Below are 14,267 nucleotides of genomic sequence, written 5' to 3'. Positions count from 1 at the left end.
CCCCGGTGCGGATCCGGCGACGCCGGTAGGTTGGCCGGTCGTGGAGCAACGGGCGCTGGGTCGCAGCGGACTGGTCGTCTCCCGGCTCGCGCTGGGCACGATGACGTGGGGCGGCGACACCGACGAGGACGAGGCCGCCATGCAGCTCACGGCCTTCGTCGATGCCGGGGGCACGCTGGTCGACACCGCGGACGTCTACTGCGACGGCGAGAGCGAGCGGGTGCTGGGCCACCTGCTCACCGACGTCGTCCCGCGCTCCGACGTGCTCGTGGCGACCAAGGCCGCGGGGCGCACCGCACCCGGGCCGATGGGCCGCGGCTCGTCGCGGGGCCACCTGATCTCGGCGCTGGACGCCTCCCTGGAGCGGCTGGGGCTGGACCACGTCGACCTGTGGCAGCTGCACGCCTGGGACGAGGCGACGCCGCTGGAGGAGACGCTGGCCGCCTGCGACCTCGCCGTCTCCTCCGGCCGCGCGCGCTACATCGGGATCAGCAACTTCACCGGCTGGCAGACCGCGCAGGCCGCCACCTGGCAGAAGGCGTGGCCCGGTCGCACCCCGCTGGTCAGCACCCAGGTCGAGTACTCGCTGCTGCAGCGGGGGGTGGAGCGCGAGGCGGTCCCGGCCGCCGAGGCCCTGGGGCTGGGCGTCCTGGCCTGGTCCCCGCTGGGCCGCGGCATCCTCACCGGCAAGTACCGGCACAGCACGCCGTCGGAGTCCCGGGGGGCCTCCCCGCAGTGGCAGGGCTTCATCGACGGCCTGCGCTCGGCGAAGTCCGACCGGATCGTCGAGGCCGTCATCACCGCCGCCGACGGCCTGGGCACCACGCCGCTGGCCGTCGCGCTGGCCTGGGTGCGCGACCGGCCCGGCGTCGTCGCCCCGGTGGTCGGTGCCCGAACCGCGCAGCAGTTGCAGGCCTCGCTGGACGCCGACGGCGTCCGGCTGCCCGCGGCCATCCGCACGGCCCTGGAGGACGTCTCCGCCCCGCCGTTCAGCTACCCCGAACGCCGGACCGACCGGTGACGGCCGCCTCGCCGACCCCCGGACCGGACCTGGTCTCCGCCGCCTTCTGCACCGCCGGGCTGTGGCCGGGGCTGGGCAAGCGCACGGCCGCCGAGCTGCCGGCGGCGGGCATCACCGTCCCCGACGACGTGACCGCAGACCGGCTGGTCAAGCTGCCACGGGTGGGCCGCCAGCGGGCCGAGCGGCTGTTCTCCAGCTTCCTGTCGGCTGCACCGACCTACGAGGTCGTGGAGCTGCTGGTGGTCGCCGGCCTGCCCGCGAAGCTCGCCGCCGGCGTCGCCGACGGGCTGGGCCAGGACGCGGCGCGGCGGCTGCGCGACGACCCGTGGGCGCTGCTGGCCCTGCCGGGGGTGTCGCTCGGCGACGCCGACCGGCTGGCGATCACCGTGCTCAACGGCGCCGACCGGCAGGACACCCGCCGCGGCCGGGCGATCGTCGGCCTGACGCTGCGCACGGCGACCCGCGACGGGCACACGGTGCTGCCCCTGGACCTGGTCGTCTCCGCGCTGCAGGCGGAGGGCATCGCCGACCCGGTGGCCGCTGTGGTGGCTGCCGTCGATTCTGGCGAGGTGCTCGAGCACGAGCCGCCGGAACCGGAGTTCGACGAGGACGCGGACGAGCCGGCCGAGCCGGACCCGGCGCTACGCACCCTGTCGCTGGCCCGGTTCGGGATGGCCGAGGAGGCGGTGGCGGAGAACATCGCCCGGCTGGCCGCCGCGGCGGAGCGGATCGCCGACCCCGCGTCGGTGCGCACGGTGGCCAAGGGCCTCGACGAGGCGCAGAAGCAGGCCGTGGCCCAGGTGCTGGGCGCCGGCGTCAGCCTGCTCACCGGCGGTCCGGGCACCGGCAAGAGCCGCACCGTGGCCTCGATCGTGAAGCTGCTGCGGGCCAAGGGCACCGACATCGCCCTGGCCGCGCCCACCGGGCGGGCGGCCAAGCGACTGGAGGAGCTGACCGACCACCCGGCCGTGACCGTGCACCGGCTGCTCGGCGCGCAGGGCGCCTCGGGCGGGTTCGCCCGCAACGAGGAGTGGCCGCTGGACGCCGACGTGGTCGTCGTCGACGAGGCCTCGATGCTCGACGTGGAGCTCACCGCCGCGCTGCTGGAGGCCTGCCCCGACGGAACGCACCTGCTGCTGGTCGGCGACCCGGCGCAGCTGCCCTCGATCGGTCCCGGGCACGTGCTGGGCGACCTGATCGACTCCGGCGTCGTCCCGGTCACCGAGCTCACCACGCTGTACCGCCAGGCCGAGGGCGGCGCGATCGCCCGGCTGGCCTCGGCGGTGCGCGGCGGCGAGCTGCCGCCGGTGGACTCACCCGATCGCGAGGTGGTCGTCGTCCCGGCGCAGGGCAGCACGGAGGCGGCCCGGCGGGTGGTCCAGCTGGTCACCGACTCCATCCCCCGGGCGCTGGGCATCGATCCCGGCGTGGTCCAGGTCGTCACCCCGGTGCACCGCGGTCCGGCCGGCACGATCGAGCTGAACAAGGCGCTGAAGGCCAAGCTCAACCCCGGCGAGGGCGCGGTGTTCGGCTTCGATCCGGGCGACCGCGTGGTGGCGACCGCCAACCACATGGACCTGGAGCCCACCGGGTTCGCCAACGGCGAGGTCGGCGTGGTGACCGGCACCGGCGACGGCTCGATCACCGTCGACTTCAGCTCGGGGCCGGTCACCTGCAACGGGCAGGCGCTGTTCGACCTGCGGCACGGCTGGGCGATCACCGTGCACCGCGCGCAGGGGTCGGAGTGGCCGGGTGTGGTGGTCGTGCTGCCCCCGGAGGCCGGCGGGATGCTGTCGCGGCCGCTGGTCTACACCGCCCTGACGCGGGCCCAGCGGCACCTGTCCATCGTGCACGCCAGCGGTGCGGCGCTGGCCCGGGCCGTCCGGGACGTCGACGTCCGGCCGCGGCGCACCCGGCTGGCCCAGCTGCTGCAGGAGATCGTCGGGCAGGGCTGACGGCCTGCTAGGCGCGCCGGGCGGCGCGCGCGGCGCAGAGCACCTGGCCGACGGCGGCACCGAGCTGACCGGGGCAGGTCAGCGGCCGGGGGAACGGCACCCGGACGTCGGTGTGCCCCGTCGGCCGCTCGATGCGCAGCCGGAAGCCGAACCGGTCCAGGCCCAGCGGCAGGACGACGTCGTCCGGACCCACCATGCCCACCGGGAGCCGGCCGGCCAGCAGCCGCACCACGTCGGGGTGGTCGGTGGCCAGGTGCCGCAGGTGGTCGCCCTCGATCCCGGCCAGCGGGTCGGGCCGCGCGGCCAGGAACTCCTGCGGGCCGATGTCGACGCCGTCGCCCCCCTCCCCCAGCACCACCTCGGCCAGGTCGAGCCGGAGCAGCTGCGCGCTGCGCCCGACGTCGAGCAGCGCGCCGTGGGGGCGGGCCTCGGCGAAGGCGAGCAGCGCCGCCCGCTGGTCCGCGGGCGGCACCGGCGTCGCCCACCCCGAGAGCCAGAGCTGTGCCCGCACGGGGCGGCGCAGCGGCACCGGGGCGTGGTCGCTCACCATGACCAGGGCGGGCAGGTCCTCATCCGGGGCCGCCCGCACGGCGGCGGCGAGCTCGCCCTCCCACCGGACGACCAGCAGCACCTGCCCAGCGGCGGTGACGGTGTGCGCGAGCACCCGGCTGCCTTCCACGCCGCGGGCGCAGACCGTGGCGGCGGTGCGGGTGGCGACGGTGCGGGCCCGCTCGGCGGCCCCGGGGCGCAGGCCGTCGGAGTCGGGACGGCGCTCGGGCGCCGGGTGGATCGGTCGGCTCTGCATGACCCCTCCTCGATGAGTTAGGGCAGCCTAACCAAATCGCTCGGTGCAGGGCCAGACCGGGCGACGCGGGTCAGCGGCGGCGGCGCCGATGCCGCCGCTGCTGCGCGATCCGCAGCCCGATCACGGCCAGCACCAGGACGACGACCGGCCACAGACCTCCGCCGGGACCGTCGATGGCACCGAGCAGGAGCACCGGCACGGCGACCACCCCACCCAGGAGCACGCCGCGCAGGAAGCGCGTGGTGGTCGAGGTGCGCGACTCGTACCCCTGCGCCACCGACTCCGGCACACCGGCGGCGGCCGCCCAGCGCGCCACGGCGGCCGACTCGGCGGTGCCGGCGTCGGCTCCGCGGGTCCCCGTCGTCGTCATGGCCCACCTCCTGCCGTCCACCATGGCGGGTGCCGGCCGCGGCGGCAGCGCGGAGCGGGACTTTCACCCGCCCGTGCGCCCGGGATCAGCCGCGGAGGTCGTCCTCGTCCACGGGGACGTCCGCGTCCTGCTCCAGGACGTCGGCCTCGTTCGCCTCGCGGTCCCGGATCGGGCCGCGCGGGGTGCCGGCCTCGCCCGGCCGGGCGGCCAGCTGCTGCTCCACGGCGTCGGCCTCGGGCACGTCGCCGGCCGGGTTCTGCGCCTCCGCGGCGCGGGCCACGGCGGGCGGGTCGAGGAGCGCCTCCTGCTCCGCGCGGTCGGCGTCGGTCGCGTCGCTCGAGAGACCGGGCTCGGTCACGTCGTCCTCCCTCGTCCTGCGGTGCGGGTCCTCCTCATCGTGCCGCCGGAACGGGGACCTGGCAGGACGAGCGGGTGTGAGGGTGACGACGAAGTCGTGACCGGACCGCGAGATCCAGGCACAATCGCAGCGATGGACACGCGCGCGGACTACGAGTTCGCGCCGCTGCGGATCCCGCCGGGCACGTCCCGGTCCGCGGCGGCGACGATGCTGAGCCTCCAGGCCGACGTCGGCGGCTGGGAGCTCGCCCGGTTGCAGCTGCACGCGGACGGCACGCGGAAGGTGATCCTGCGCCGGCGTGCCCGCCTCTCCTACCTGCCCAAGCCGGTCATCTGACCGCGGCCCGGCGGCGGCTCACGCCCAGGCCGGGGGCCGGTCGAGGATCGCCGGCAGCCGGGTGGCCTCGTCCCCCCGGGCCGCGGTCACCTGCGGCTGGGTGAGGAACAGGCAGCGGCTCAGGTCGGCACCGCGGACGTCGGCGGCCCGCAGGTCGGCCCCGAGCAGGTCCGCCGTCCCCAGGTCGGCGCCCCGGAGGTCCGCTCCGATCAGGTAGGCCCCGCGCAGCCCGGCGCCGCGCAGGTCCACCCGCCGCAGGTCCCGGCCCATCAGGTCCGCCCCGCGGCGGTCGGGACCGCGCCCACTGCCCCGGACCAGGTCGCTGACCCGGCCCAGCAGCTCGCCCACCGGGCCCCGGTGGGGGCCGATGTCCAGGGTGGCGAGCTCGTCGGCGGAGCGGCGGGCGACCTCCCGGAGCTCGCCCTGGCGGGTCCGCAGCTCGCCGTGCAGCGGGGCCGCGGCCGGCAGCGCGAGCGCCTCGGCCAGGTACCAGAGCATCTCGTGCAGCTGCCGCATCACCGGCAGGACGGCGAACTGGGCACGGGCGAGCTCCGGCGTCTCCCGCCAGCTGTGCCCGCCGAACGTCTCCTGGGTGATGCGCTGCCCGGCGCCGAAGCAGTCGAACACCGTGCAGCCGGGGAAGCCGCGCTCGCGCAGGGAGGCGTGGATCCCGCAGCGGAAGTCCCCGGCCAGGTACACGCACGGCGTGCCGGCCGGCTTGTCGATCGCGAAGTCGGCGGACGCGGCGAAGGCGGGCGCCACGCAGCACAGCCCCGCGCACCGGGAGCAGTCGGCGCGGAGGGCTGAGCGGTCGTCGGCGAGCGGCAGCTGTTCAGGCATGGCGGGGACCACGGTAGGTGCGGCCCCCGCCCGGCCGGCTCAGGGGACGAGCACGACCTTGCCGACGGTGTCGCGGGAGGCGAGCTTCAGCAGGGCCTGCGGCGCCTGGTCCAGCGGCAGCACCTCGCCGACCAGGGGGTCGACCGTGCCCTCCTCGACCAGCCGGACCAGCTGCTCGTGGGTCTCGGTGAACACCGACGTGTCGTGCTTTCGGTACAGGCCCCAGTGCAGCCCGACCACGCTGTAGTTCTTCACCAGGAGGTGGTTGGTCGGCGCGTCGGCGATCCGCCCGCTGGTGAAGCCGACGACGACGATGCGCCCTTCGAACGCGATGCACTTGCGCGACTTGTCGAAGACGTCGCCGCCCACCGGGTCGTAGATGACGTCGGCGCCGCGACCGCCGGTGAGCTCCTTGACGATCGGGACGAAGTCCTCCGACGTGTAGTCGATGACGTGGTCGGCCCCGAGCTGGGTGCACACCTCGGTCTTGCGGGACCCGCCGGCGGTGGCGATGACGGTGGCGCCCGCGGCCTTGCCCAGCTGGATGGCCGCCGTGCCGACGCCCCCGGCGCCGGCGTGCACCAGGAGGGTCTCCCCCGCCTGCAGGTGCGCCCGGCGGTGCAGGCCGACGTAGCCGGTCTGGTAGGTCAGGTAGAGGGACGCGGCCTTCTCGTCGGACATGCTGTCGGGCACCGGGAAGACCGACGCGGCGTCCATGAGCGCGTACTCGGCGAAGGCGCCGGGACCGCCGGACGGCGCGCCGATGACCCGCTGGCCGGTCTCGACGATCTCGCCGCACAGCTCGACGCCGGGCGTGTAGGGCAGCGGCGGCTTCTCCTGGTACATGCCCATGGCCATGAGCACGTCGGGGAAGTTCAGTGCGGCCGCCCGCACCTTGACCAGTACCTGCCCCTCGCCGGGGGTGGGACGGTCGACCTCGTCGAAGGACATGACCTGGGAGGGGTCGCCGAGCTCGTGGACCCGCCATGCGCGCATGCCCCCGACCTTGCCAGACCGTCCGTGACCGCCGTCACCGGGTCCGCCGAGCCCTCGGTGTCGCAAGCCCCGCCGGGGCGTGTCAGGGTGCCCCACGACGGCCGTCCAGCCCGGAGCGGCCCGGGAAGGGACTCGATGCTCCAGCACCTCACCGACCGGTTGCGCTTCCTGGGCGCCTTCCTGACCAACCCACGGCAGGTCGGCGCCGTGCTCCCGACGTCCCGGACGGCGGTGCGGGACATGCTCGACCTGACCGATGTCCCGGCGGCCGACCTGGTGGTCGAGCTGGGCGCCGGCACCGGCGCGCAGACCCAGGAGATCCTCGCCCGGATGAAGCCCGGCGCCCGGCTGGTGACGCTGGAGATCGACGCCCGGCTGGCCAAGCTGCTCGACGAGCGGTTCGACGACCCGCGCGTGCACGTGGTCTGCGACTCCGCGGAGAACGTGGCCGCGCACCTGGGCGGCGCGAAGGCCGACGTCATGGTCTCCGCGTTGCCCTACACCTCGCTGGAGCAGGGGATCCGGCAGCGCATCCTCGACGTGCTGCCCGGCGCCCTGGCCCCCGGCGGCACCGCGGTGGTCATCCAGTACTCGCCGCTGATGCTGGCGGAGTTCCGCAAGCGGTTCTCGAGCGTGACCTGGCGGGTCACCCCCTGGAACGTGCCGCCGGCGTTCCTCTTCGCCTGCCGCGCTCCCATCGTGGACTGAGACCGCGGACGCCCTACTTCTCCTCGTCCGAGGCGACGAAGGTGGCCAGCGAGCCCTTCTTCGAGAACGCCGCCCAGGTGTTCAGGCCCGTGATGGCCACGACGGCCAGGCACCAGAACACGAGGAACCCGCGGCCTTCCCCCGCGTCGCCGAACATGCTGATCCCGAAGACCAGCATGCCGATGCCGAAGACGATCCCGAGGACGGCGGCCGGCTTGCTCGGCTTGTACCGCATCGTGCGCATCGAGGGGGTTCCTTCCGTTCCTGGGCACGAACTGTCCAGGCGGGTTCCGCTCTCCCCCTCCCACCGGTGGTGATCTTGGCCGGTCCGGCGCTCCGGCGCACGCCGGAGGACGGTCAGCGCATCGACGGCGGGCGCAGCGCCTCCGGGACGACGGCGGTCTCGCCGGTCTCCGTCCGGGCGGCGGGCACGCCCTTGAACTTGTAGGGCACCGTGCCGACGCCGGGCTGGATGACGTAGGCCGCACCCGGCTCCGCGGACTCCCAGGCCATCACCATGGCGTCGGCGACCTCCTGGGCGGTGAGCACCGGGAAGCCCGCGGCGGTGAACTGGTCGCGGATGCGGTCGATGATCGCGGTGTCGGCGAAGCCCGGGCAGATCGCGGAGATCGTCGTCCCCTCGGCGGCGAGGCGGGGCGCCATCGACCGCACGAAGGCGATCGCGCCGCCCTTGGCGACGCTGTAGCCCGGGTCCGTGGCCATGGGCGACAGGCCGGCCAGGGACGCCGTCACCACGATCGCCCCTCCCCCGGCGCGCTTGATCGCCGGGCGGGCTGCGGCCACGCCGTACACGACGCCGAACAGGTCGATGTCGACCACACGCATGAACTCGTCGAGGTCGAGGACGTCCTCGCTCTTGGCCGCGGAGATGCCGGCGTTGAGGTAGGCGGCGTCCAGCCGGCCGTGCCGGCCCTCGATGCGGGAGACGAGCTCCTCGTTCGCCCGCCGGTCGGTCACGTCGAGGACGGCGAACTCGCAGCCCAGCTCGTCGGCGACGGCGCGGTTGCGGTCGCTGTCGAGGTCGGCGAGGACGACGGTGACCTCGCGGGCGCGCAGCGTGCGGGCGAGGGCGCGGCCGAAGCCACCGGTCCCTCCGGTGATGAGGGCGACGGATCCGGGGCGGGGTGCGGGAGTGGTGGAGGTCACCCCGGCATCACATCACGCGCCGCGCAGGAACCGGTCCAGCACCCGGACGCCGAACTTCAGGGACTCCACCGGCACCCGCTCGTCGATGCCGTGGAACAGCGCCGCGAAGTCGAGGTCCGGCGGCAGCCGCAGCGGGGAGAACCCGAAGCAGCGCATGCCCAAGCGCTGGAAGCTCTTGGCGTCGGTGCCGCCGCTCATGGTGAAGGGAACCGGTCGCGCGCCGTCGTCCTCGGCCCTGAGGGCGGCGACCATCTGGTCGACCAGCGGGCCGTCGAACGTCGTCTCGACCGCCGGGTTGTGCACCAGCCACTCGCGCGTCACGCCCTCGCCGAGGAGGGCGTCGAGCTGCCGCTCGAACTCCTCCTCCTGCCCGTAGAGGAAGCGGCCGTCGACGGTGGCGCTCGCGGTGCCGGGCACGACGTTGGCCTTGTAGCCGGCCTGGAGCATCGTGGGGTTGGCGGTGTTGCGCAGGGCCGCGCCGATCATCCGGCTGAGGCTGCCCAGGCGGGCCAGGGCCACCTCGGGCTCGGCGGCGTCGATCTCGATGCCGTAGGCGTCCTCGACGGCGGCGATGAACTCGCGCATCGGCGGGGTGAGGGTGAGCGGGAAGCGGTGGTTGCCGAGGCGGGCCACGGCCTCGGCCAGCCGGGTGACGGCGTTGTCGTCGTGCACGAACGAGCCGTGGCCGGGCTTGCCGCCGACGGTGAGCCGCATCCAGCCCATGCCCTTCTCCGCGGTCTGCACGAGGTAGAGGCGCAGGTCGTCGCGGACGGTGATGCTGAAGCCGCCGACCTCGCTGATCGCCTCGGTGCAGCCCTCGAACAGGTCGGGGTGCTCGTCGACCATGAAGTGCGCACCTAGCGCGCCGCCGGCCTCCTCGTCGGCGAGGAAGGCCAGCACGATGTCGCGCTCGGGCTGCACGCCGGTGCGGGCCCAGTCGCGGACGAGCGCCAGGACCATCGAATCCATGTCCTTCATGTCGACCGCGCCCCGGCCCCAGATGTAGCCGTCGCGCTCCTCGCCGGAGAACGGGTGCACGCTCCACTCGGCCGGGTCCGCGGGGACGACGTCGAGGTGGCCGTGCACCAGCAGCGCCGGCCGGCTGCGGTCGGCGCCGGGGATGCGGGCGACCAGGCTGGCCCTCCCCCGCTCCGACTCGACGATCTGCGAGCCGATCCCGACCTCGTCGAGCTTGCCCGCGACCCACTCGGCGGCCTTGCGCTCGCCCGCGCCGGTGGCGGTGTCGCCGGTGTTCGTGGTGTCGATGCGGATGAGGTCGGAGAGCAGCTCGGCGACCTCGGCCTGGGCTCGAACGAGGGGCTGTGCGGTCGGCTCTGACATGCCGGTGATCGTGCCACCGGGGGTGCGTGAACGCCGGGGACGGCTCCGTTATGCTTCTCCCCGACGCCCTCCGGGGCGCCGCACCTTGTCCGGGTGGCGGAATGGCAGACGCGCTAGCTTGAGGTGCTAGTGCCCTTTATCGGGCGTGGGGGTTCAAGTCCCCCCTCGGACACAGCATCGCCCCGGCGTCTCAGCAGGTCAGAGAGCCGGGGCGGTTTCGCCTCAAGGTCAATAGGGCCTCGCGATACCTATTTGATACTTATGGCGCCTCGTCAGCCTTGCCTCGTCAGCCTTCCAGGAGGGCGGCGAAGCGGTCCGCGGCCTCGCGGCCCATGCCGGGGTGGACGTGCTGGTACACGGTGAGCGTGATGGTGGCGTTGGCATGCCCCAGGCGCTCGGAGACCACCTTCACCGGGACACCGTCGGCGAGGAGCAGGCTGGCGTGGGTGTGGCGGAGGTCGTGCAGACGGATCGCCGGGAGCTGTTCACAGCCCAGCGCTTGGCGCGCTCGGGAAAGGTGCGCGACGAACTGACGGGAGAACCGCTCCGGATGACGCGGCGAGCCGTCCAGGTTGCTGAAGAGCAGCGCGCCGTCCCGGATGAGATCTCCAGCAACCTCGTTCCGGGCGGTGCGGTAGGCGCGCAGCGCCGCCACGGTGCCGGCGTCCAAGTCGACGACTCGGGACTGGCCCGTCTTGGTGGGGCCCTCGACCAGCTGCTGGCCGGCGCCCTTGGTCTTGATCACGCCGAGGCTGCGGCGCACCGCGAGCCGGCCGGCGTCCAGATCGATGTCGCGCCACCGCAGGGCCAATGCCTCACCGCGGCGCATGCCGGTGGCCGCGAGCAGGCGCCAGCCCATGGCCGCGTCTCTGTCGTAGGCGGCGGCCCAGCGGAGGAAGCGGCCGAGCTCGACCGCGGTCCAGGCCTGCATCTCCGGCGGGCGGGCCTCCGAGGGGCTCGGCGGGGTGGATCGGTCAGTGGGGTTAGCCGGGAGGCGTCCGTGCTTGACGGCGTCGCTCAGAGCCGAGCGCAGGATGGTGAAGACGTAGCGGACCGTCCGCGCGGACAGACCGCCCGTGCCGTCGGCTCTGCCGGAGGACTCCAGCTTCCGCATCCAGATGTCGACCATCGGTCCGGTCAGCCGTGCGACCTGCCCACTGCCCAGATGTGGATCGATGTGCAACCGGATGTTCTTACGATACGAGGCCACCGTCGAGGGACTCAGTCGCTGCCCCTGGATCCAGTCCTCGAGATAGGCGTCAAGCCGCTGATTCGAGGGAGGCACCCACTGCCCGATCTCGGCCTTTCGGATCTCCGATCGGAGAGCGGCGGCCGCGTCCTTCTTCGTTAGGAAGCCGCGCTTGAGAACGACGCGAGTGGTGCCGTCCTCAAGCGAGACCGGATACTTGATCAGGAACCGCGGCCCAGATCTCGTTCGATACTCACTGATCCCGCCTTCGCCCTTGTGACGCCGCTTGGTCATCCCTGCCTCCGCTGCTCGCACCGTCAGGAGCCCAGCGACGGTGACCCCGGGCCCATGGCCATTGACCCCGACTGATGGGGCTGAGGGACAGGGGCAGCCACATCTGTGGACAGTGAGTCGCGCTGTGGACGAGCAATCGAAAAACGAAGAAGCCGCGCAGCGCATAGCTGGAGATCTACCGGACAAGGTCAGGAGCCATCCCCAGCCGAGCCGTTGGTCAGCGGACAACCCGGTGCCAGAGCTCGTCCTGCTTGATCTCGCTGCCACGCCAGCGCAACGATGCCCGGTTGGTCCGGACAGGGCCGTGGCGGCCGTGGCGGGCAGAGCACTCGGCAGCCACCGCTGCGCGAGCACGGACCAATGTGGACGACCTGGATAACGAGGTCCGGGCACCAGCACACCGTTGACCGCTCACTGTTCCGCGACCCGGATCGCGCGATCACGCGATCACGCGATCACCGCCATGATCAACCGGTGATATCGAGCTCAGCTTATTCGGCGCACGTGAGTCAATTCGGCGCAGGGGACTGCGCTTCAACCACAGCTTGATAGAGCGCCGGCAACTCGTCGTTGCCGTATCCGAGCGAGATGGCCCGGTCGAACAGCTCGATCACGGCAGCTGGCAGCCTGTCGTCGAGCCCCCTGTTCTTGCTCGCTCGGGTCACGTCCTCGAGCGCATGCCGGTGCACCTCGAGCGCGCAGTCGGCGCCGCTGAAATCGTCTCGTTCCACCCTGGCCGCCGCATCGCGCGCGCTGTATTCGATGAAGTCGACCATCCACCGCAGGCGCGACAGCAATTTCTCGACGGGCAGCTGCTCCGCGCGGCACAGTGCCAACGATTGGAGGAACGAGGCCGATGCGCCGTACCAGAAGCCAAGCCACGCGAGGTCGAACGTCGCCGCATCGGTCACGCCCTGGCCGACGAATTCGTTCTCGCCCGCGAGCGGCGCAAGCGTGTCCTGCCACCGTTCGAACGTTGCCGGAGCGCCGGAGTACAAGATCGTTGACAACTCCGTTCCGATGGAGTTGGGGTACGCAATGATCTTGGCATCGAGGTACTGGACGCCCGATCGCGCGGCCCATGAGGCGGTAGCGCGGACATCGTCTGGAGTGCCCGTACTCATCTGGATCAGCGTCCTGCCACGCAGGGCATCCGTCGCGTCGGGGGCCCGCAGGATCTCGTCAGTGACCGCATAGCTGCTCAGCACCGAGAGGACGACATCCGAAGCCTGGCAGGCCGATGCAGCGGAGTCCGCAACCGTGGCGGAGCCCCGGAACGCCTCACTCTTGGAAGAGGTGCGGTTCCAAACGGTAACGTCGTGCCCCGCCTCGCTGAGCACGCGAGCCACGGCTGTCCCCATCTGACCCAAGCCGAGCACGGTCACCCGAGATCTGTGCGTTCGCGTTGTCACGACGGCTGCTCCTTGTCGGTGTGGAGGTGGATGGCTCCAAGCCGTTGACGGGGAGACATCCGTTGGACGTCAGCGTCCATGAGCGCTTCTCGCCCGGCCTCTGCGAAATCCGTAAAGGCTGGCCGACAGGTGTACAAGATCTACACGTACTCACGCGGCGTTCAGGCGGAACATCGGCCCTGCCGGTGCGGAAAGGGGGCGCATCGGCGGATGTGCGCCGGCGCGGTCAGGACGGTGTGAATAATCGCGGAGGATGTGGGCGCGCTGGTCATTCGCGTCTCCGGTTTCGCAACCTCATCAACCACCTGGTCATGGGCCTGCTCGGGACCGGCGGCTTCAGACCGCGGGTACACCCTGGGATGCGAAGAGCCGGTTCACCCCACCAGCGAGGACGCGTACGTGACGGCCGAACCACAGCATCCGTGACGGGTCCGACCGAGAAGAATCGTCCCGTCCCGGCCGCTCGCGATCGGCGGCCGGGACAGGACGACGGTCACCGTTCGAATGTGAACCGAGCGACGGAGGAACGCAGCTCGGCTGCCATATGCGCCAGCTCGTCCACCGCGGTACGGGTTTGCATGAGTGCCCCGGTCGTTGCGGACGCCCCTGCAGAGACGCTGGCGATGTTCTCGGTGATCCTCTCGGTCCCGCTGGCCGCCTGGGCTGCCGATCTCGCCATCTCGTTCGTGGTTGCGGTCTGCTCCTCGACCGCACTGGCGATCGTGGTCTGTCGGTCCGATATCTGACCGACGATGTCGCTGATCTCCGTTATGGCCGTGACGGCCGCCCCAGTGTCGCTCTGGATGGCCTGGACCTGCCGGACGATGTCTTCCGTCGCCCTGGAGGTCTCCTCTGCCAATTCCTTGACCTCGCTGGCCACCACACCGAACCCCTTCCCTGCCTCTCCGGCACGTGCAGCCTCGATGGTTGCGTTCAGCGCCAGCAGGTTCGTCTGCTCGGCGATGGCGGTGATGGCCTTCACGACGGTCTCGATCTCGGCAGAGCTCTGCCCCAGCCGACCGATCGTCGAACTGGTCAACTCGACGGAGTTCACTGCCTGTCCGGCCACAGCACTGGCTTCCGCTGCATTGCTGGCGATTTCGCGGATGCTCGCCCCCATCTCCTCCGCGCCGGATGCCACGGTCGCGACGCTCTGGCTGATCTCGCGAGTGGCGTCTGCCGCCACGTCGGACTGTGCAGACGTCGCTTCAGCCGAGGCGGCAATCTGAGCGGACGAGGCGGACAGCTCCTCTGCCGATGCCGCCACCGCATCGGCGGACGAGATCACTGAGGCCATCACTCGCCGCAGACTCGCCTGGGCGGCGTCGATGGCCACCGCCACCCGCCCTACCTCGTCACCTCTAGTGATCCCGGTGGACTGCGTCAAGTCGCAGTCGGCCATGGCTTCCGCCACCGAGACGACGGCTAGGGCGTGTCTCCCAATCTCGGGGCCTGCGTGGTCGAGGCTGGGCGGG

General features: G+C 72.4%; 15 protein-coding genes and 1 tRNA gene. 5 read left to right on the top strand and 11 right to left on the bottom strand.

Annotated elements, in window-relative coordinates; genetic code table 11:
* Nucleotides 1–40: 40 nt before the first annotated feature.
* Complete coding sequence (locus GCU60_RS08120; protein ID WP_163204047.1) at nucleotides 41–1,021, top strand: aldo/keto reductase; 981 nt, start codon at nucleotides 41–43, stop codon at nucleotides 1,019–1,021.
* A complete protein-coding gene (locus tag GCU60_RS08115) occupies nucleotides 1,018–2,976 on the top strand; it encodes an AAA family ATPase (protein ID WP_163204045.1) in 1,959 nt (652 codons plus the stop codon). Before GCU60_RS08120 ends, GCU60_RS08115 begins: the two co-directional genes overlap by 4 nt.
* Nucleotides 2,977–2,983: 7 nt before the next feature.
* Here GCU60_RS08115 and GCU60_RS08110 read toward each other — a convergent pair whose 3' ends face one another.
* From GCU60_RS08110 to GCU60_RS08100, 3 genes are all read right to left on the bottom strand, one after another.
* The gene (locus GCU60_RS08110; protein WP_163204043.1) at nucleotides 2,984–3,781 is read right to left on the bottom strand and encodes a DUF2470 domain-containing protein; all 798 of its coding nucleotides are present in this window, start codon (nucleotides 3,779–3,781) and stop codon (nucleotides 2,984–2,986) included.
* Nucleotides 3,782–3,851: 70 nt separating this feature from the next.
* Nucleotides 3,852–4,151, bottom strand: a complete 300-nt coding sequence (locus GCU60_RS08105) for a hypothetical protein (RefSeq protein WP_163204041.1) — start codon at nucleotides 4,149–4,151, stop codon at nucleotides 3,852–3,854.
* An 85-nt stretch (nucleotides 4,152–4,236) separates the two neighbouring features.
* The gene (locus GCU60_RS08100; RefSeq protein ID WP_163204039.1) at nucleotides 4,237–4,509 is read right to left on the bottom strand and encodes a hypothetical protein; all 273 of its coding nucleotides are present in this window, start codon (nucleotides 4,507–4,509) and stop codon (nucleotides 4,237–4,239) included.
* A 132-nt stretch (nucleotides 4,510–4,641) separates the two neighbouring features.
* Between GCU60_RS08100 and GCU60_RS08095 the strand changes: the two genes are divergently transcribed.
* On the top strand, nucleotides 4,642–4,845 hold the full coding sequence (locus tag GCU60_RS08095; protein WP_163204037.1) for a DUF5703 family protein: 204 nt from the start codon (nucleotides 4,642–4,644) through the stop codon (nucleotides 4,843–4,845).
* An 18-nt stretch (nucleotides 4,846–4,863) separates the two neighbouring features.
* Here GCU60_RS08095 and GCU60_RS08090 read toward each other — a convergent pair whose 3' ends face one another.
* Nucleotides 4,864–5,685 (bottom strand): pentapeptide repeat-containing protein, encoded by an 822-nt coding sequence (locus tag GCU60_RS08090; protein WP_163204035.1) that lies wholly within the window; start codon nucleotides 5,683–5,685, stop codon nucleotides 4,864–4,866.
* Nucleotides 5,686–5,724: 39 nt separating this feature from the next.
* A complete protein-coding gene (locus GCU60_RS08085) occupies nucleotides 5,725–6,681 on the bottom strand; it encodes an NADPH:quinone oxidoreductase family protein (RefSeq protein ID WP_163204033.1) in 957 nt (318 codons plus the stop codon).
* Between the two features lie 135 nt (nucleotides 6,682–6,816).
* Here GCU60_RS08085 and GCU60_RS08080 point away from each other — a divergent pair, with 135 nt between their 5' ends.
* Complete coding sequence (locus GCU60_RS08080; RefSeq protein ID WP_163204031.1) at nucleotides 6,817–7,389, top strand: class I SAM-dependent methyltransferase; 573 nt, start codon at nucleotides 6,817–6,819, stop codon at nucleotides 7,387–7,389.
* A gap of 13 nt (nucleotides 7,390–7,402) precedes the next feature.
* On the opposite strand, the gene GCU60_RS08075 is transcribed toward GCU60_RS08080, so the two are convergent.
* The 3 genes from GCU60_RS08075 to GCU60_RS08065 all read right to left on the bottom strand — a co-directional run bounded on the left by GCU60_RS08075 (nucleotide 7,403) and on the right by GCU60_RS08065 (nucleotide 9,897).
* Nucleotides 7,403–7,633, bottom strand: a complete 231-nt coding sequence (locus GCU60_RS08075; RefSeq protein ID WP_163204029.1) for a hypothetical protein — start codon at nucleotides 7,631–7,633, stop codon at nucleotides 7,403–7,405.
* A gap of 113 nt (nucleotides 7,634–7,746) precedes the next feature.
* Nucleotides 7,747–8,556 carry an SDR family NAD(P)-dependent oxidoreductase gene (locus GCU60_RS08070; protein ID WP_163204027.1) on the bottom strand — a complete coding sequence of 270 codons (810 nt, stop codon included), beginning with the start codon at nucleotides 8,554–8,556 and terminating at the stop codon, nucleotides 7,747–7,749.
* Nucleotides 8,557–8,568: 12 nt separating this feature from the next.
* Nucleotides 8,569–9,897 (bottom strand): M20/M25/M40 family metallo-hydrolase, encoded by a 1,329-nt coding sequence (locus GCU60_RS08065; protein ID WP_163204025.1) that lies wholly within the window; start codon nucleotides 9,895–9,897, stop codon nucleotides 8,569–8,571.
* Between the two features lie 87 nt (nucleotides 9,898–9,984).
* Between GCU60_RS08065 and GCU60_RS08060 the strand changes: the two genes are divergently transcribed.
* Nucleotides 9,985–10,069, top strand: a tRNA-Leu gene (locus GCU60_RS08060).
* A 114-nt stretch (nucleotides 10,070–10,183) separates the two neighbouring features.
* Here GCU60_RS08060 and GCU60_RS08055 read toward each other — a convergent pair.
* From GCU60_RS08055 to GCU60_RS08045, 3 genes are all read right to left on the bottom strand, one after another.
* Nucleotides 10,184–11,380 (bottom strand): tyrosine-type recombinase/integrase, encoded by a 1,197-nt coding sequence (locus GCU60_RS08055; RefSeq protein WP_163204023.1) that lies wholly within the window; start codon nucleotides 11,378–11,380, stop codon nucleotides 10,184–10,186.
* Nucleotides 11,381–11,889: 509 nt separating this feature from the next.
* On the bottom strand, nucleotides 11,890–12,792 hold the full coding sequence (locus GCU60_RS08050; RefSeq protein ID WP_345770475.1) for an NAD(P)-dependent oxidoreductase: 903 nt from the start codon (nucleotides 12,790–12,792) through the stop codon (nucleotides 11,890–11,892).
* A 493-nt stretch (nucleotides 12,793–13,285) separates the two neighbouring features.
* The coding region (locus GCU60_RS08045; protein ID WP_163204018.1) for a methyl-accepting chemotaxis protein at nucleotides 13,286–14,267 on the bottom strand (982 nt) is incomplete at its 5' end.

This window comes from Blastococcus saxobsidens (assembly GCF_010682065.1).
Classification (GTDB): domain Bacteria; phylum Actinomycetota; class Actinomycetes; order Mycobacteriales; family Geodermatophilaceae; genus Blastococcus; species Blastococcus saxobsidens_B.
This window is presented reverse-complemented; position numbering and strand designations above follow the sequence as displayed.